Below are 18,610 nucleotides of genomic sequence, written 5' to 3'. Positions count from 1 at the left end.
TTTTTTATAAAAGATTTTACGGTTGGCTTTTTGATATTGGTTAGGCGAAATTTTGCGTATGAACTATGTAGTTAACATCTACATTTTGCCCTAAACGGTAACTGTCTGTTAACGGATTATAGTGCAGTCCAGTGATGCCTAATTCTTGAAGTGGGGTGTTATCGATCATCTTGATTAGCTCAGCTGGGCGAATGAACTTGTCATGCTCATGTGTGCCTTCAGGAACAATTCTAAGCAGTTTTTCTGCGCCAACAATCGCGAACAGGTAAGATTTGAAATTACGGTTCAACGTAGAGAAGAACACATGTCCGCCTGGTTTCACCAATTTTGAACACGCGGTAATCACGGATTGTGGGTCTGGTACATGCTCAAGCATTTCCATACAAGTCACCACATCGTAAGTTTGCGGGTTTTGCTCTGCATGATCTTCAATCGTGCTTTGGATGTAATCTAGCTTGGTGCCGGTTTCTAGTGCATGAAGACGTGCCACTTCGAGCGGCTCTTTGCCCATGTCTAAGCCAGTGACTACCGCACCTTCAACAGCCATGCTCTCCGCTAAAATACCGCCGCCGCAGCCAACGTCGAGTACTTTCTTACCAAACAAGCCTTCGGTTTTTTCTAGCACGTAATTTAGGCGAAGTGGGTTGATTTGGTGTAGCGGCTTAAACTCGCCTTCGAGATCCCACCAGCGTGACGCCATGTCTTCGAATTTTTTAATTTCTGCTGGGTCTACGTTTTGTGATTTAGTCATAATCGGCATTTCCAAGTTAAATAATGCATCCATGAAATTGCAGGCATTATAACTTGCCTTTTCTCGCTGACCAGAAGATCTACAATTTTGCGAATTTATTGGATGTAAAGTGACCATGTTTCAGCGAGATATGATGCTGAGGTGCAATTTCTCATCAATTGATTGGCTACAAGGGTCACAAGATGGTAAAAGGATAGGGAAAGTGATGCCTCCGTAGGTAAATTTGTGTTATATTTTTCGGTCTTATACGTATTCAAATATACGATCTGACTATAGAGGGAAAATGGCTCTATGAGCGATCTAGCGAAAGAGATCACGCCCGTAAATATTGAAGATGAGCTTAGAGGTTCATACCTAGACTATGCGATGTCCGTCATCGTTGGTCGTGCCCTTCCAGATGTGCGTGATGGCCTAAAACCAGTACACCGCCGCGTTTTGTTCGCGATGAATGTACTAGGTAATGATTGGAACAAACCATATAAAAAGTCTGCTCGTGTAGTAGGTGATGTAATCGGTAAATACCACCCGCATGGTGATAGTGCTGTATACGACACAATTGTTCGTATGGCTCAACCGTTCTCACTGCGTTACATGCTAGTTGATGGCCAAGGTAACTTTGGTTCTATCGATGGCGACTCCGCGGCTGCAATGCGTTATACCGAAGTTCGTATGGCGAAAATTGCTCACGAGCTTTTGGCTGACCTTGATAAGGAAACTGTGGATTACGTACCGAACTACGATGGTACTGAACAAATCCCAGCAGTTCTTCCGACAAAAATTCCTAACCTATTGGTGAACGGTGCTTCTGGTATCGCAGTAGGTATGGCTACCAACATCCCACCTCATAACCTAGGTGAAGTTGTTGATGGCTGTTTAGCACTTATCAATAATGAAGAGATCACTATTGATGAGCTAATGGACTACATTCCTGGTCCTGACTTCCCGACAGCAGCACTTATCAGTGGTCGTAAAGGCATCGTAGATGCATACAAGACTGGCCGCGGTAAGGTTTACATGCGTTCAAAAGCGGATATCGAAGCTGACAAGAATGGTAAAGAAACCATTATCGTTACTGAGATCCCTTACCAAGTAAACAAAGCTCGTTTGATCGAGAAAATTGCTGAACTGGTTAAAGATAAGAAAGTAGAAGGCATCAGTGCTCTACGTGACGAATCTGATAAAGATGGTATGCGTATTGTTATTGAATGTAAGCGTGACGCTGTGGGTGAAGTTGTTCTGAACAACCTATACGCACAAACTCAGCTGCAAACGACTTTCGGTATCAACATGGTTGCTCTAAACAATGGTCAACCACAGTTGTTTAACCTAAAAGACATGCTTAAGTGCTTCGTTGACCACCGTCGCGAAGTGGTGACACGTCGTACTATCTTCGAACTGAAGAAAGCGCGCGACCGTGCACACATTCTTGAAGCTCTGTCTCTAGCATTGGCTAACATTGACGAAATCATTGAACTTATCCGTAACGCTCCAACACCAGCTGACGCAAAAGCTGGCTTAGTTGCTCGCGGCTGGGACCTTGGTAACGTAGCTTCAATGCTTGAGCGTGCAGGTACTGACGCAGCTCGTCCTGATTGGTTGGAAGACCAATACGGCATCCGCGATGGTCAATACTTCCTAACGGAAACACAAGCACAAGCAATTCTAGAACTTCGTCTTCACCGCCTAACTGGCCTTGAGCACGAGAAGATTCTAGACGAGTACAAAGCACTTCTAGAAGAAATCGCTGAGCTAATGCACATTCTTGCAAGCACTGAGCGTTTGATGGAAGTTATCCGTGAAGAACTTGAAGCGGTACGTGAAATCTATGGCGACGAGCGTCGTACAGAAATCACAGCGGCAGTTCATGACATCGACATGGAAGAGCTGATTGCTCAAGAAGATGTTGTAGTAACGCTTTCTAACGCAGGTTACGTTAAGTACCAAATCCTAAGCGACTACGAAGCTCAGCGTCGTGGTGGTAAAGGTAAGAGTGCAACTAAGATGAAAGATGAGGATTACATTGAGCGTCTGCTTGTTGCTAATACTCACGATAACATCCTATGTTTCTCTACTCGTGGTAAGACATACCGTCTGAAAGTTTACCAACTGCCATTAGCAAGTCGTACTGCTCGTGGTAAGCCTATCGTTAACATTCTTCCTCTAGAAGAAGGTGAGCGTATCACGGCTATCCTGCCTGTTTCTGAGTTCTCTAATGAGAAATTCATCTTCATGGCAACGGGTGACGGTACTGTTAAGAAGACATCACTGGATCAGTTCGCAAACGTACGTGCTAACGGCCTAATTGCAGTTAACCTACGTGACGATGATTCACTGATTGGCGTTGACATCACTAACGGTGATAGCGACATCATGCTGTTCTCTAAATCGGGCAAAGTTGTTCGCTTTAACGAGGACAAAGTACGTGCAATGGGCCGTACTGCCTCTGGTGTTCGTGGTATGAAGCTTCCAGAAGACGATCAAGTAGTATCGTTGATTGTTCCTTCTAACGAAGGCGATATCCTAACTGTGACTCAAAACGGTTACGGTAAGCGTACTGAACTAGCTGAATACCCAACGAAAGGCCGTGCAACGCAGGGTGTGGTTTCTATCAAAGTCTCTGAACGTAATGGCCCAGTTGTTGGCGCTGTTCAAGTTGAAGAAGGCGACGAAATGATGATGATCACCGACGCAGGTACGCTAGTACGTACTCGCGTTGCGGAAGTGAGCCAAGTTGGTCGTAACACTCAAGGTGTAACACTGATTCGTACTTCTGACGACGAGAATGTTGTAGGTCTACAACGTATCGACGAAGTAGAAGAAGCTGAGGTTGTTGAAGGCGAAGCTGAAGTAGCAAACGCTGAAGCAGCAGTCGTTTCTGAATCAAGTGAAGAGCAAGCATCAGACGCTTCTGATAGCGAGCAAGACACTGAGTAATCTTTCACTTCTATAAATAGAAGTTGAGACAAAAAGCCGAGCCATTGTGCTCGGTTTTTTATTACCTAGAATTTGGCTGTGACTTGTTTAAAAGCCAATAGCTAAACCTCGATCAATATTGTTTTAGTGAGAAAAAGGTACAGTAAAGCGTCAATGAAAGGAGAGTGGAATGGATATCTGGTTACTGATTGCTTTGCTGCTAATGAGCCTATTTCTAGTGGCAGTCGTGATCGCGTCAAACAGAAAAACCAGTCATCTTAAAGGCAACCTCCTTATTTCATGTGTGGCGATATTAGCCAGCATTCTGGTTTGGTCTCAGATGAAACAAGAAGCCCCTCAACTTGCTTCAAGTGACGACAGCAGCTATACAGCAACAGATTTCCAAAATGAACTTCAGCAGAGCTTGGAGCAAGACCCTAATCAATCAGACCTTTGGTTTAAGCTTGGTGGTGTTTATATGCAGAAAGGGGAGTTTGATGCTGCATTTACCTGTTACGACTATGCGATTCGTTTAGACCCACAGGCGCCTTCAGGGCTTTATGCAGCTAAAGCGAGCGCCTTGTATTACCTAAGTTCACAGGCGATGAGTGATGATGTGAAAGTGCTCTTAAATCAATCCATGGAGCTTGATCCCAACGATCGTACGGCATTGATGTTGATAGCGACCGATCACTTCATCAGTATGCGCTATCAACAAGCGATCGATGCTTGGACTCAAATTCTCGATTCTAACCAGAAAGGCATTGATCGTGTCTCTATCATCCATTCGATCAACCAAGCTAAGCAAATGATCCGTTAAACGGGCACTATCTTTAATTTCTAGATTATTTGCTTTCTTGCATCTCAATTAAGCCGCCAGCGTTGTGGATCTGTGTAAACCCTTGAGCTTTCAAATATTGGTAAGCTTGTCCTGAGCGGTTACCACTGCGGCAATACAAAACGATAGGTTGAGCTTTGTCTATTCTGGCAAAGTGCGTAGCGACTTCAGAAAGAGGGTAGTTAAGCGCATTGTCCAGATGACCTTGCTTGAACTCTCCTGGTGTCCTGACATCAACCACAAGCGCACCTTCCTCAATCATTTCCCACCCTGTTTCTGCTCGTTCAGAGGCGTGAAGTCCAGAACTTATTAATGCGATGCATAATGCCGAAAGCGAAAGTAAGTGCTTCATTCTTTGTTCCTTGAATTAGCTAAAAGGTAATGTGAAATTGGGACGGTTGAGTGCGCCCAAATCTAAAAAACCAGCCACACCTTTACAGTGTGACTGGTTTTCTCTTATTGGTCTATTTGAAGGAACTAGTATTCGTAGTTAGCTTCACGCTTTTCAGCTTGCTCTTCCCACTTAGGAACCACGGTGTCTAAGAAGTGTTGCTTCTCAGCATTCATCTTATCCATGTCCATTCCTAGCGCTTTCTGAGCGGCTTCTTTGGTTGAGATATCTGGAATCTCGATTGGATCGGTAATGCCTTTCTTCGCAAGTAGACGAACAATCTTAGTTCGCGCGTCTGCTGCGCGGTCAACCGCCGTTCCAAGAACCTCTAGGGCTACTTCAGGTGCGTGCATGTGAACACCATGAGATGCGATAGCGTAGTCCCAACGCCATTGCGCATGACGAATATCTTGTAAGATAGGTGCCATCTCTTGTTCTGTTGCGCCTGCTTCCCATGCTGCGCCTGCTTCAAAGTGAGCGGCTACGATTTGTTTCTCAGCGGTCAGCTTCATGTTTAGTACTTGAGCTTTGCGGCTTGAAACGATGTTACGCATGGTCTCTTTAGATTGAGTATGGCAGTTAGCACAAGTGTCTTCGAAGCGGTCAAACGGGTTACCTACTTTATGGTCGGTGTAAACGGTACCGTCTTCTTTCGTCACTTTAGGCATGTGGCAGTCAACACAAGCAACGTTGTTCTTACCGTGAATACCTTCACGCCAAGTTTCGTAACCTGGGTGTTGAGCCTTTAGCATTGGTGCTTTAGAGACTTTATGTGTCCAATCTTTAAAACCAATGTCATCGTAGTACTCTTCCATCTGTTCGACACGCGTCCCTTTATCCCAAGGGAACTTCACACCTTTTGTTGGACCTGTGAAGTAGTATTCCACGTGACATTGAGCACACACAGAGGCTTGCTGATCAAAGCGACCTTGCTCTTCGAAGTTCTTCCCAATCGCATCGAACGCACGTTCAACATAAGGACGAGTGATCTTTAGTGCAGGTTCGCCATTTTTAAAGCCTTCACTTTGAGTATCGTGACAGTCGGCGCAACCAATTGGATTGACTATCTCACTGCCAAGACGAGCCCATTTACCTTCAAAGTAGCCGTCTTCACCACGTTCTTCAATAACGCGTGCTACGTCTGGGCTTTTACAGCTCCAACACGCCATTGGCATTGGGCCTGAGTTTTCGTCGGTTGGTCCACCAGTACGCAGGGTTTGTCTTACATCATCAACCGCATAAAAGTGGCCGCGGGCTTTGTTGTAATCTTTCGCGAAACCGTAGCCCGCCCATAGAATAACCATGTTTGGATCTTCTTTTAGTGCGTCTTCAATGGCTTCGCTCTCTGACGTTTGTCTCCATGAATGGTATTGATCTGGGTGGTTTTGCTCGAACTGGTCGTTACGAGGATCACCAATTTCTTTTTGTTCAGACGCAGCAAAGCTGGTCGCGCTTACTAGTGATGCGCTAACCATTAATAATGCTGTGACGGAATTACGTATCCAATGCTTTTTCACAGTGATATCTCCAATATACTGATTTTTATACCAAGCGTTGTGAGTTTGCTATTCAAATTAAGAACTGGAGAATTGCTGTTTATATTAATTCATAAATAAACACATTTTGTTACGTGTCGGATGTTTGCTTGTTTTAGATCAATTAATGACAGTGACTTCAATCACGTTGAAGTTTATATAACCCTAAAGGGGTATGTGGACATCAAGTTAGACTGGTCTTATTGAGAATTATTATCATATATAACAAACAATTACCCTGCATATCCTTGCTGTAAATAGGGTGATTGTGTTCACATATTACCCTTTGTATATTTCGCTTTACCTAATTAGGGGTATATTCTAAATATAGAAAGCGTTGTGGCTTATCCAAAATAAGAATTGATATCATTTAAGCGGTAATAATATCGTTTAAGGGTACTTTTGTTTAACCGGAATATTATTTAGTTGAGAGTTAAATAATGCCGGTATAAGGAAAGGATAAAATGGGCAATATTAAATTGGCCATAGTCATAATGCTTAAATCCCTTCTAGCATTCTGCCTCTATGGTTACTCCATTCATGCTGTTGCAGAGCCTGCTGTTACGCCAGTAGGAGAGTCAACAAGACATGAAGTCGAATTAATACGTGACAAAGATTACAAGTGTGTCCAATGCCATAAAGATTCTAAAGAAACGGTATTTGGTTCACATGATGAGAGTGCGCACGCTTTGCTTGGCCGTGAAGTGAATTGCACAGATTGTCATAGTTCTATTGGCCCCGATCACCGTGATGGTGCACCTGAGGTGGTGAAGTATCGCGCGGCTCAATCACAACCCGGAACCGAAAAGGTTTTCCTCGATCCTAGCTTAATCCTAGACGCCAACAGCCAATGTATAGATTGTCACAAGCCTGATGATCTGCGCGAAGCGAGTTGGACTCATGACGTACACGCACAAAACTTAACGTGTTCAAACTGTCACGATGTGCATGCGAGTGAAGCGAAGGTGCTTGGCTTAGATAAAAAGCAAACCATCAAGCTGTGTGTGGATTGCCATTCAGACTTCAACCAGAAGAAAGAAGGGGAGTAATCTATGAGCTGCTCAAGAAGAAACTTTTTAGCTGGCGCGGGTGCCGTTATTTTCACAACTGGTGTTGCAGGTACTGCAGCGGTTACAAGCCGCAAAACGCTGGCTAACGTTCAGGAAGATGGCACCAAGCGTTACGGAATGGTTCATGACGAAACTGCTTGTATTGGCTGTACTGCTTGTACTGAGGCGTGTCGTGAAGTAAACAAAGTGCCTGAAGGCGTATCGCGCTTAGAAATCGTAAAGAGTGAACCTCAAGGTGAATATCCAAATGTTGATTACCGTTTCACTCGTAACTCTTGTCAACATTGTGATAATGCACCTTGTGTGATGGTTTGCCCAACAGGCGCCGCCTATAAAGATGAGAAGACAGGAATTGTCGATGTACATAAAGAGAAGTGTGTCGGCTGTGGTTATTGCCTGCTAGCTTGTCCATATCAAGTGCGCTTCTTCCATCCTGAAAATAAGTCGGCCGACAAATGTAACTTCTGCCGTGATACCAATCTTGCACAAGGTAAATTACCTGCTTGTGTTGAATCTTGCCCGACCAATGCGCTGATATTTGGCGACTTAAATGACCCTAAGAGCGAGATAAACCAGGTACTTAAATCTGAAGTGGTTTACAGAGATAAGGCTTATCTAGGTACTCAGCCAAAACTCTATAAAGTACCACACCAAAAAGGGGAGATTTGATTATGAGTGCATGGGATACAGCGTTTCAATCAGGTACCGTGGTTTGGGACTGGATCATTGCTATCTATCTGTTTTTGGCGGGTATGTCAGCGGGTGCAGTGATGATCTCGATCTATCTCAAGAGAAAGGTGATTGATGGGGATCCAGCGAATAATGGTGTATTAAAGGCAACGGCTTTTCTAGCACCATTCGGGATCATCACAGGTTTATTGATCTTGGTTTTCCACCTGACGAAACCACTATCATTTTGGAAGATCATGATCTTTTATAATCCGACGTCAGTGATGTCGATGGGTGTGATCTTATTCCAAGTGTATATGGTGATCCTATTTGTTTGGATCGGCATTATATTCCGAAATCAGATTGCCGTATTCTTGAGTGATCAAGCATGGTTAAAAGGGCGACTCGATTTTGTCAGTAACTGGATTGGCAAATTAGAATCTTTTGAGAATGTTTTTGAAATATTCTTGGCTGTGCTTGCGCTATTACTTGCGGCTTACACTGGCTTCTTACTCTCTGCGCTAAATACCTTCCCAATGCTGAATAACCCAGTGTTGCCGATATTGTTCTTATTCTCGAGTTTATCCTCGGGAGCGGCGGCATGTATTTTATTTGGTGTGTTGGTCTTTAAGGAGTCTCCGCATAGTGCCAGTATTTCTTGGATCCACGGCTTCGAACGTCCTGTTGTTATGTTTGAACTGTTTGTCCTTGTTACTTTCTTCACTGGGTTGATATTTGCTGGTGGTCAAAGTGAGCAGGCAGTATGGAACGCGATTGGCGGTGGTTTCTGGGCAAGTTGGTTCTGGTATGGCGTAATTGGTGTGGGTATGGTTTTACCCTTGTTGCTTAACGCCGTGACACCAGCATCGGTTCGCCATAGTACTGTGTATATTTTCTCTGTTACTTCATTGAGCCTGATGGGCGTATTAATGCTAAGAACCTTTGTCCTTTATGCAGGACAATTAACGTTAGCTTAATTTCGCTCAAGGTTATAAGTGAGTGGATGTTGGATATTAAACATCTGCTCACTAAATTTCTTTTCGCTGAGTAACAGTAGCTAGTTGAGTAATAATAGCTAGTTGAGTTACATCAGCTAGTTGAGCAATCAATGCCAATAATGGTTTAACTTGGTTCTGCTTAGGTAGATCCTGATTGAGGTGATATGGTCGGTTCTTTGGGGCTGTTTAGTTTAATTTTAGTCGCTGTTCTCAGCAGCATTATTGCTGTGCATTCGATGTATCAAATGCTAACTAAACAAGCACAAAATGTGGCTTTAATTCGCAGTTTCTCCCTCTCTAGCGCTTTGTTTTCCATTGGCGCTATCGTTTTACTTGGCTATGCCTTTGTCGGTGACGACTTTTCCATCCTCTATGTTGCAGAACACTCCAATACTCAATTACCCACCTTCTTCAAAATGGCCGCTGTGTGGGCTGGACATGAAGGCTCATTGCTATTTTGGGTCTTAACCATTAGCTGTTGGTCGGGTGTGATTGCCCTACAAAAGCAATATTCTTCTGAGTATCAGAGCCGCGTATTGTGGGTGATGAATGTGTTACTCGCGATATTTGCATGGTTTACCTTATTTGCTTCGAACCCATTTGAATTGAATTCGACCTTGCCACTTGAAGGGCGCGATCTTAACCCAATGCTGCAAGACGTTGGTTTGATATTCCATCCGCCTCTGTTGTATTTGGGTTATGTTGGTTTCTCTGTGGTCTTGGCATTTGCTGTGGCCGCTTTGCTAGTGGATCCGATTGAGTTCGATTGGGTCGCTCATTGTCGCAGTTGGTGTTTGGTCGCTTGGATCTTTTTAACCGCGGGGATCATTCTTGGTTCTTGGTGGGCATACTACGAGTTAGGGTGGGGTGGTTGGTGGTTCTGGGACCCGGTAGAAAATGCCAGCCTATTACCTTGGCTAACATCAACCGCTCTATTGCACAGTTTGGGTGTTGCTAAAGGCAAGCAACAGTTGCTGAAGTGGTCACTTAGCCTTGCTTTCATTACGTTTTGTTTAAGTATCCTCGGTACCTTTATTGTTCGATCTGGCGTCCTCACTTCCGTTCATGCTTTTGCTGTTGACCCAACCAAAGGTATCGCGCTGTTGCTGATACTGGTTTTGGTGTTAGTGAGTTCGTTTTCTCTTCTTATTGTTCGTGGTGAATCTTTCGAGTCGAATCCAATCACTAGCTTTGCGAGTAAAAGTTTTTTGAGTTTAGTGGCGGTACTTATATTTGTTCTGGCTACGGCGGTGGTGGTGTTTGGTACCTTCTACCCAATGGTTTTTGAATTACTTGGCCTTGGAAACATATCCGTAGGTGCACCTTATTTTAATTTACTCATTGCGCCGTTGGCTCTGCTGGCGATGGGAGTGATAGGGTTAGCGCCATTGCTCAGTATCAAACCTCAAGCGTCGAAAGGTGTGATTGGAATTATTGCCTTATTGTCTCTCTGTATTGGCTTTGTAACTTATGCTTCGCAAGTTGAAGCGATTCAAGTGATGGTTCTACTGACATGGGCACTTGCGTTTTGGGTAGCTCTGACTCATGTTTACGGCTTGGCGGTAACGCGCAACTCTAAGTTTCAACGCAAAGTATGGGTGATGACGTTGGCGCATGTGGGTGTCGCAGTATTAGCGATAGGTGCCGCGATGAACAGTTACCATTCATTTGAGCGTAGTTACAAATTGAGCCCAGGTGAAGAGGTTGAGTTTATGGACTGGACGCTCTCTCATCGCGATACAGAGCTCTATGTCGCTTCGAATTTTACGGCAGAAAGAGCCTTGCTCAACCTCCATGCCGACGAACAAGCATTTTCTATCGCACCAGAGAGAAGACATTACCAAGTCAGAGTAATGAACATGAGTGAGCCAGCAATGAAGTGGTTCTGGCATGGCGACGTGTATATCACCATGGGTGAAAAAGTGGATTCAACCGCTTATGCATTCCGTGTTCAATACAAAGCGTATGCGCGCTGGATTTGGTTCGGTGGTTTGATATCCATACTGGGGGCACTGCTTTCGTTAACTCATCGTAAAAAGAAAACCGTTAAGGCGTCACAGTATGCATATCAGCGTTCGTAACAAACTTATTACGCTTATTGTATTGGCACTGGTGTTGGTGTTGGTATTTTTGTTTGCTCTTGATAACAAACAGCAAACCACCACCGTATCGATACAACAAAGAGCGTTTCCTGAATTTACTTCTATGGCTTTAACGGATAGAGAAGGCATCAGCAGTAAACAAAAACTGACGTTAAAAGACATTACTGAGCACCCATACCAGTTAGTGAATGTATGGGCTTCATGGTGTGGTATCTGCAAATCGGAACATACCTATTTATTAGCACTTCGCGATAAAGGGATTCCTATTGTTGGGCTCAACTATAGAGATAACCCCGCGGCTGCAATGAATGTGTTATCAAGCGATGGCAACCCCTATACAAAAGTGATTAGCGATCCTCATGGTAAGTTGGCTTTAGAATTAGGTGTAATAGGGACCCCAGAGACATATTTGGTTGATGCCAAAGGAAATATTGTGAAGAAGTTAATGGGCGTTATTAATGAATCTGCATGGCAAGATGAGCTCGCCTTATATTTTGATGGTGTGGATGGATGATGAGATCTTTAGCCCAAATAATATTATTTGCCTCTATGATTATCGTGACGAGTTTGCCTGCGGTGGCGGAAGACTTGTTTACACCCAGCGATAAGAGCACCAGCATTCAAGTAGAACTTTTTGAATTTGAAAGTCCTGACCAACAACAGCGTGCCATTGCTTTAGCAAAGACACTGCGCTGCCCTCAATGTCAAAACCAAAACCTGATTGAATCAAACTCTCCAATTGCAAAGGACTTACGTCTAGTTGTATTTAATATGGTGAAAGCAGGGAAGAGTAATCATGAAATTACTCAATATATGACGGAGAGGTTTGGAGAATTTGTGCTTTATAAACCGTCATTGAGCACGGCAAACTTATTACTTTGGTTGATACCGAGCCTATTATTTCTGTTATTTATATATTTATCAGTAAAAAGTGTTAGAAAGCGCTCATAAAAATTGTGTATTACTGTTTACCAATTGACCTGTATTTTGTAACATTAACGGATTATAAAGGCTAAGCACTGTATATAAGGATGTGTCTGTGGATAACGTTATCTCAAATTTAAAAAAAGAGTTCCATACCCATGTTCGTTCCGACAAATGGGCAGAAAGATACAGTGCGAAGTCGAGCATCTCTACGCTGACGCAAGAAGAGCTAGCTGAATTGGAGAACGCTTGGGTACAACTTGTGATTTGGAAACAGACCCAAGTCAGTTGAGTGTTCGGTAAAAATAGCAGGTTCCGCTGCAACTGATTCATTTATAACCCCATGTTGGTCAAACCAATGTGGGGTTTTTTGTTACCTGAAGATTAATTGTTATATTATAACAATTTATGCTCTATCGACCTTGAAAAAAATTGTTAAGAGCCTCATAGTGTCTATCATTAGATAGTTAGCTACAAAATATTGCCTAGACATATAATGTAGTGTTGTTAAATACATCGAATTTTCAAGTGAGTATAGCTATGGCGGAAGTGCGTGCCAGAATAGATTTCAAAGTAGGAGTAACAAGCAGTATTGATGCTGAATTGCTCTCTTTTCATGGATTGAAAACAGATAAAGAGCATGTTGCTGTGATATTCAAATCAGCAGATAAGACGCAAGATGTACCTCTTGTTCGTATGCACTCTGAGTGCCTTACTGGTGATGTTTTCCACTCTTCTCGTTGTGATTGCGGTGAGCAGCTAGATGAAACCATCAGAATTATGGGTGAAACTGGCGGCGTGATTCTTTATTTACGTCAAGAAGGTCGTGGTATTGGCTTATATAACAAGATCGATGCGTACCGCCTTCAAAGCGAAGGCATGAACACCTATGAAGCCAACAACCACCTAGGTTTTGGCGATGACCTACGCGATTTTACTGAAGCTGCTGAAATGCTACGCGCTTTAGGTACCACAAAAATCCGCTTAGTCACCAACAACCCTAAGAAGATCAATGAGCTAAAATCCTTTGGTATTGAGATTGAAGAAGTGGTGAATACCTCTGCTCATATCAAATCAGGTAATGAAAGCTACCTAAAAGCGAAAGTTTCACACGGCAAGCATAACTTGGATATCTAATCCGCAGCTTGTTGCGCTTAACACAGAAACGTTTAAAGACCTCACATATGTGAGGTTTTTTTGTATTTATCTTGCAATAAAATTGTAAGTTTGTATTATTCCAATCCGTAGTGCAAATGATAATGGTTTGCACTATTACTACGAATAATAATTTAAAGCTCAACAAGGATGCTTCATGACTATCAAATCTTTAGTGACAAAAGCCGTAACTTCGTCACTCATTTTTGCCTCTGCTTCTTCTTTCGCTGCAGTAACTCAAGATCAAGTAGTAGAACATTACGCAGATATTGCACACGCGGTATTTGCTGATTCAGTAATCACAGCAAAAGCGTTGAACTCTTCTATCGATACCTTCTTAGCTTCTCCTTCTGCTGGCAACTTCGAAAAAGTAAAACTAGCTTGGCTTGAATCTCGCGTACCATACCAGCAGTCTGAAGTATTCCGCTTCGGTAACGTGGTTGTTGATGATTGGGAAGGTCAACTAAACGCATGGCCACTAGATGAAGGTCTGATCGATTACGTTTCTTCTGATTACCAATACGAACTAGGTAACGAAGGCGCAAGCGCTAACATCGTTGCAAACAAAACGTTCCAAATTGGTCAGACGACAGTAGATGCGACGAACATTACTCCTGAGTTAATCGCAGAGCTAAACGAGATCGGTGGTTCTGAAGCAAACGTAGCATCGGGTTACCACGCGATTGAATTCCTACTTTGGGGTCAAGATCTGAATGGCACAAACTCAGGTGCAGGTGAGCGTGCTTACACTGACTTCGTTGTTGGTGCTGAGTGTACAAATGGCAACTGTGACCGTCGTGGCGCATACCTAAAAGCATCAGCTGAGCTACTAATTCAAGACCTAGAGTGGATGGAAAAGCAATGGGCTGAAGGCGAGAAAGGTAACTACCGTCAAGAGCTTCTTTCTGAATCAAGTGAAAACGGCCTACGTAAAATGCTATTCGGCATGGGTTCACTGTCTCTTGGTGAGCTTGCTGGTGAGCGTATGAAGGTAGCATTAGAAGCGAACTCTACCGAAGATGAGCACGATTGCTTCTCTGATAACACGCATAACTCTCATTACTACAACGAGCAAGGTATCTACAACGTTTACACGGGTCTATACAAGCGTGAAGACGGTACTCTACTTTCAGGTCCAAGCCTGTTTGACCTAGTTGAGCAAAAAGATGAGCAAGCTGCGAAAGAGATTCAAAAGCAGTTTGACCTAGCACGTGCACAAGTAGGCCAACTGGTAACGTCTGCTGAGAAAAACAACCAGCACTTTGACCAGCTAATTGCTGCTGACAACGCTGCAGGTAACGCACTAGTAAATAAAACAATTGTTGCTCTAGTATCTCAAACAGCTGCAATTGAGCGTGCTGCTGGTGTGATTGGCATTGATAGCCTAAACCCAGACACGGCTGATCACGAGTTCTAAGAACCTGAGTCAAACACCAATGTAAGGGCTCTGATTGAGCCCTTAATTGTTTGCTAAGAAAAAAGCCACTTCCTTATAAAAACTAAAATCAAAAATTCAGCAAGGCACTGTATGAAGTCGTATCTATCAGCCTCACTCTTAACTGCACTGTTTTTCTTATCTCCATTACACGCCCATGAAACCTACTCCGGTGGTAAAACGACCGTAAAGAAAGAGGGAGCAAATGCTTTTTCTCTTCCTGCTGCTAATTTACCAATGAGCAAGCGCTTAGATTTCAGCGTTGGTAATAGCTTCTTTAGAAACCCGTGGGTACCCGCGCCATCATCAACTGACGCTCGTGATGGTTTAGGTCCGTTGTTTAACACGAACGGTTGTCAAAACTGTCACATCAAAGATGGGCGAGGCCACGCGCCAGAAAAAGGCGATGAGAACGCAGTATCTATGCTAGTTCGCTTAAGCATTCCGGCCGAAACACCAGAGCAAAGACAAGCCTTTATCCGAGATGGCGGCATACCAGAGCCAACTTACGGTGGTCAGCTACAAGACTTTGCGCTTCAAGGGGTAAAACCAGAGGGTAAAGTAAACATTAGCTACACGGATGTACCTGTTACCTTCAAAGACGGCACGGTCGTTACTCTGCGTAAACCGATTTTAAAAATCACTGAGCTTGCGTTCGGTGAGATGAATCCTAAAACTGAATTCTCAGCTCGTGTTGCGCCACCAATGATCGGCCTAGGTTTGCTCGAGAGCATTCCACAAGAAACGATTCTTGGCTTCGCGAAGCAGCAAGCTGCGGACAATCAAGGTGTAACAGGCAAAGCCAATTACGTTCTTGACGTTCAAACTAACGAGATGGCGTTGGGTCGATTTGGTTGGAAAGCAGGGCAACCAAACCTAATGCAGCAAAACGCTGCGGCATTTAATGGTGATTTAGGTTTAACAAGTAGCTTGTTCCCGAACGAAAACTGCACATCAGCACAGTCAACATGTGATGATTTCCCTAATGGTGGTGAGCCAGAAGTCAGCGATAATATTCTCGACTTTGTTGAGTTCTACTCTCAGCACTTAGCGGTTCCAATTCGTCGAAATGTTGATGACCCTGCTGTTGTTCAAGGCAAGAAACGGTTCAAAGAGATTGGGTGCCAAAGCTGTCACCAAGCTGAGATTCGTACCGCTAAGCGAGACGGTTTACCTGCACTCTCTAACCAGTTAATCAGCCCTTATACCGATATGCTGCTGCATGATATGGGTGAAGGTCTAGCGGATAATCGTCCAGAGTATCTAGCGAATGGACGTGAGTGGCGAACCACACCATTGTGGGGTTTAGGTTATACAAAAGAAGTGAATGGCCACACCTTCTTGCTGCATGATGGTCGAGCAAGAAACGTGATGGAAGCTGTGCTATGGCACGGTGGTGAAGCTGAGATGGCGAAACAGAAAGTGTTGTCACTAAGTCGTAGCGAACGTGAAGCACTGCTGGCGTTCTTAGATTCACTATAAGCTAACTTGAACTCATTTGAGCCAGAGGCTTGATGAGCGAAACAAGTAGCGAATAAATGAATGACTGCCGCTGAACTTGTAGAAATACGAGCTCAGCGGTCGTTTTCATATTTGATGAACTCATATAATTAAAAGAAAAATTAGGAAGTAAGGTAACAGCATGGCTCAAAAATTATTGTTAATGCCTTTGTCGGTTTTAGCCATGGCAGGCTGTCAATCATCAGGGGAGCAAGTTGCTTCGTCTGAGGTTAACGGTGTGTCTTATCAAGCCGACACGACAAGTCATATTAGTCGTAGTGTGTATCAACAGGAGTTTGATTCAGCAGTACTATTCGCTAAGCAATCGAGCGAATTAGAAGCCTTGATGCAAGGTTACTGTGAAACAAATAACGTCGAGTTAGATGCAGTTAAAAATCAGTGGCAGATCACCATGAACAGTTGGATGGCGCTGCAAGGGCAAGAACGTGGTCCAACGGCGGCACTAGAAGAGAGCTGGAATGTTCAGTTCTGGCCAGACAAGAAGAACACGACGGGTCTTAAGATGCGTCAATTGACTCAACAGACCAAAGCCTGGACACAAGACGAAATCGCGCAACAAAGCGTGACAGTTCAAGGTTTAGGCGCGTTGGAATGGTCACTTTATGACGAGCAATCGCCACTGATTAAAGATAAAGCATCGGGCTGTTTGTCTTCACAAGCAATTGCACAAAACTTGGCAATGAAATCAGCTTCAATTGCTGAAGCTTGGCAAGTTAACCCATGGCTAGCCTTGGACGAGATGCGTTGGGAGTCGGAATACATCGCACTACTGACCAACCAACTTGATTACAGCATGAAAAAGCTGAGCCGTCCGATGGCAAAAATTGGTCACCCGCGCCCTTATTTCTCAGAATCATGGCGTGCACAAACCTCGATGACTCAACTCAAAGCCAATGTAGCGGCACTTCAGAATCTGTACATTGCTGATGGCAATGGCCTAGACGGATTATTGAGAGATAAGGGCTTAAACGCACTTGCAGATCGTGTTGCTGACCAGTTCACATTGACGCTAGATACTTGGCCTACTGATTCAAGCTTGTTTGAGTTATTACAGAGTAAAGAGGGTTACCGCGAGGTGCTGACTCAGTACAACAAACTTGAGCGTTTGAAGTACCTGATTCATGAAGAAGTGGCGATAGAACTTGGCGTGGTAATAGGATTTAATGCTACCGATGGTGACTGATACTACACGAAGAACCTTACTGAAAGCAGCACTGGGTTGTGCTGCTGTACCAGTGCTGCCGTTCGGATGTGCTAGCCGTTCAGGTGAAAAAGCATCGAGCAAACCTCAGTTGATTGGCTGCGCACTTAATGGTCGAGGTCAGTATTCAGCGGTTGTTGCTGATGAATATGGCATGCCACTGAACCAGCTACCGATCCCTGAGCGCGGTCATGGTGTCGCCATTTGTCCAACGTCATCCCATGCGGTGGTGTTTGCCCGTCGCCCTGGTGACTACTTTATGGTGTTTGACTACAAAAGTGGTGAGCAGATAAAAATGGTAGTGAAGGGTAACAACCGTCACTTCTATGGTCACGGCGTATACTCGTTAGACGGTACTCTACTGTATGCTACTGAAGGGAAAACGGACACAAGCCAGGGCGTGATTGGCGTCTATGATGTTGCGCAAGGATACCGTAAGGTCGAAGAATTCACCGGTTTTGGTATTGGCCCTCACGAAGTGATTATCATGCCTGATGGTAATCTTGCTATCGGCGTTGGCGGTGTACACACTGATGGTCGAACACCGAAAAACTTGGATTCCATGCAGCCTAGTTTGAGCTATGTTTCATCGCAAGGTGAGCTGCTTGAACAGGTTGAATTGCTGGATAAGAAGTTAAGCATTCGACACTTAGCGCATGATGGGGCAGAGACAGTACTTTGTGGCCAGCAATATCGCGGCGAACCTGATGAATATCCTTCACTTTTAGCGATGCATACGAAAGGCGGTGAGTTCGAATCCTTGAATGCAGAGCCAGAGCAATGGGCGCGATTTAATCACTACATTGCAAGTATTGCCGCATCCGATGATTGGATTATCGCCACCTCGCCACGAGGCAATTGCTACGGTATTTGGTCTAAACAAACCAAAGAGTTAGTGGAATTATCGGCATTATCTGATGCTTCTGGTGCTGTGCTACTTGATGGTGAATTTAGGTTGAGTTCTGGGGCGGGCAGTGTGGTTAGCCAACGCAAGCCTTATGAGAAATCAAGCCAGCAATCATCCGTCCAGTGGGATAATCACTGGTCGTCAATTTGATGCATATACTGTCTTAAAAATTAACATGCTTACTCCAATTTCTTTGCCAT

Annotated in this window: 17 protein-coding genes; 14 read left to right on the top strand and 3 right to left on the bottom strand. The window is 44.1% G+C overall.

The annotated features are described in order from the left end of the window. Positions 1 to 40: 40 nt before the first annotated feature. Positions 41 to 784: a bifunctional 2-polyprenyl-6-hydroxyphenol methylase/3-demethylubiquinol 3-O-methyltransferase UbiG gene (gene ubiG, locus F0251_RS19440; RefSeq protein ID WP_171731632.1), complete on the bottom strand. Its 744-nt coding sequence runs from the start codon at positions 782 to 784 to the stop codon at positions 41 to 43. A 258-nt stretch (positions 785 to 1,042) separates the two neighbouring features. On the opposite strand from ubiG, the gene gyrA reads away from it, so the two are divergent. Both gyrA and F0251_RS19430 read left to right on the top strand, forming a co-directional pair. After that, complete coding sequence (gyrA, locus tag F0251_RS19435; protein WP_061032790.1) at positions 1,043 to 3,685, top strand: DNA topoisomerase (ATP-hydrolyzing) subunit A; 2,643 nt, start codon at positions 1,043 to 1,045, stop codon at positions 3,683 to 3,685. 169 nt (positions 3,686 to 3,854) lie between these two features. Continuing rightward, positions 3,855 to 4,484 (top strand): tetratricopeptide repeat protein, encoded by a 630-nt coding sequence (locus tag F0251_RS19430; RefSeq protein ID WP_061032789.1) that lies wholly within the window; start codon positions 3,855 to 3,857, stop codon positions 4,482 to 4,484. 25 nt (positions 4,485 to 4,509) lie between these two features. Here the strand turns inward: F0251_RS19430 and F0251_RS19425 are convergent, their stop codons facing one another. Then, positions 4,510 to 4,854, bottom strand: coding sequence for a rhodanese-like domain-containing protein (locus tag F0251_RS19425; RefSeq protein ID WP_061032788.1), 345 nt, complete (start codon positions 4,852 to 4,854; stop codon positions 4,510 to 4,512). A gap of 125 nt (positions 4,855 to 4,979) precedes the next feature. Further along, positions 4,980 to 6,410: an ammonia-forming nitrite reductase cytochrome c552 subunit gene (gene nrfA / locus F0251_RS19420; protein WP_171731631.1), complete on the bottom strand. Its 1,431-nt coding sequence runs from the start codon at positions 6,408 to 6,410 to the stop codon at positions 4,980 to 4,982. Between the two features lie 482 nt (positions 6,411 to 6,892). On the opposite strand from nrfA, the gene nrfB reads away from it, so the two are divergent. From nrfB to F0251_RS19360, 12 genes are all read left to right on the top strand, one after another. Further along, positions 6,893 to 7,477 (top strand): cytochrome c nitrite reductase pentaheme subunit, encoded by a 585-nt coding sequence (gene nrfB, locus F0251_RS19415; RefSeq protein ID WP_171731630.1) that lies wholly within the window; start codon positions 6,893 to 6,895, stop codon positions 7,475 to 7,477. A 3-nt stretch (positions 7,478 to 7,480) separates the two neighbouring features. Then, on the top strand, positions 7,481 to 8,167 hold the full coding sequence (gene nrfC, locus F0251_RS19410) for a cytochrome c nitrite reductase Fe-S protein (protein ID WP_061032786.1): 687 nt from the start codon (positions 7,481 to 7,483) through the stop codon (positions 8,165 to 8,167). 2 nt (positions 8,168 to 8,169) lie between these two features. Next, complete coding sequence (gene nrfD / locus F0251_RS19405) at positions 8,170 to 9,144, top strand: cytochrome c nitrite reductase subunit NrfD (protein WP_171731629.1); 975 nt, start codon at positions 8,170 to 8,172, stop codon at positions 9,142 to 9,144. Between the two features lie 185 nt (positions 9,145 to 9,329). After that, on the top strand, positions 9,330 to 11,246 hold the full coding sequence (locus F0251_RS19400) for a heme lyase CcmF/NrfE family subunit (protein ID WP_171731628.1): 1,917 nt from the start codon (positions 9,330 to 9,332) through the stop codon (positions 11,244 to 11,246). Further along, a complete protein-coding gene (locus F0251_RS19395) occupies positions 11,227 to 11,781 on the top strand; it encodes a DsbE family thiol:disulfide interchange protein (protein WP_171731627.1) in 555 nt (184 codons plus the stop codon). Before F0251_RS19400 ends, F0251_RS19395 begins: the two co-directional genes overlap by 20 nt. Then, on the top strand, positions 11,778 to 12,218 hold the full coding sequence (locus F0251_RS19390) for a cytochrome c-type biogenesis protein CcmH (RefSeq protein ID WP_061032782.1): 441 nt from the start codon (positions 11,778 to 11,780) through the stop codon (positions 12,216 to 12,218). The genes F0251_RS19395 and F0251_RS19390 overlap by 4 nt, the downstream gene beginning before the upstream one ends. A gap of 88 nt (positions 12,219 to 12,306) precedes the next feature. Further along, positions 12,307 to 12,483 (top strand): hypothetical protein, encoded by a 177-nt coding sequence (locus F0251_RS19385; protein WP_008222025.1) that lies wholly within the window; start codon positions 12,307 to 12,309, stop codon positions 12,481 to 12,483. A gap of 209 nt (positions 12,484 to 12,692) precedes the next feature. Continuing rightward, positions 12,693 to 13,328 (top strand): GTP cyclohydrolase II, encoded by a 636-nt coding sequence (gene ribA / locus F0251_RS19380; protein ID WP_345775983.1) that lies wholly within the window; start codon positions 12,693 to 12,695, stop codon positions 13,326 to 13,328. Positions 13,329 to 13,503: 175 nt separating this feature from the next. Then, positions 13,504 to 14,763, top strand: a complete 1,260-nt coding sequence (locus F0251_RS19375; protein WP_171731625.1) for an imelysin family protein — start codon at positions 13,504 to 13,506, stop codon at positions 14,761 to 14,763. A gap of 111 nt (positions 14,764 to 14,874) precedes the next feature. Further along, positions 14,875 to 16,263: a di-heme oxidoredictase family protein gene (locus tag F0251_RS19370; protein WP_171731624.1), complete on the top strand. Its 1,389-nt coding sequence runs from the start codon at positions 14,875 to 14,877 to the stop codon at positions 16,261 to 16,263. Between the two features lie 160 nt (positions 16,264 to 16,423). After that, complete coding sequence (locus F0251_RS19365) at positions 16,424 to 17,485, top strand: imelysin family protein (protein ID WP_171731623.1); 1,062 nt, start codon at positions 16,424 to 16,426, stop codon at positions 17,483 to 17,485. Continuing rightward, on the top strand, positions 17,475 to 18,560 hold the full coding sequence (locus tag F0251_RS19360; protein WP_029405353.1) for a DUF1513 domain-containing protein: 1,086 nt from the start codon (positions 17,475 to 17,477) through the stop codon (positions 18,558 to 18,560). Before F0251_RS19365 ends, F0251_RS19360 begins: the two co-directional genes overlap by 11 nt. Positions 18,561 to 18,610: the final 50 nt, after the last annotated feature.

The sequence above is a fragment of the Vibrio sp. 070316B genome (genome assembly GCF_013114115.1).
In the GTDB taxonomy this organism is placed as follows: domain Bacteria; phylum Pseudomonadota; class Gammaproteobacteria; order Enterobacterales; family Vibrionaceae; genus Vibrio; species Vibrio chagasii_B.
The sequence above is the reverse complement of the archived record's forward strand: the minus strand, read 5'-3'. Positions and strand labels throughout refer to the sequence as shown.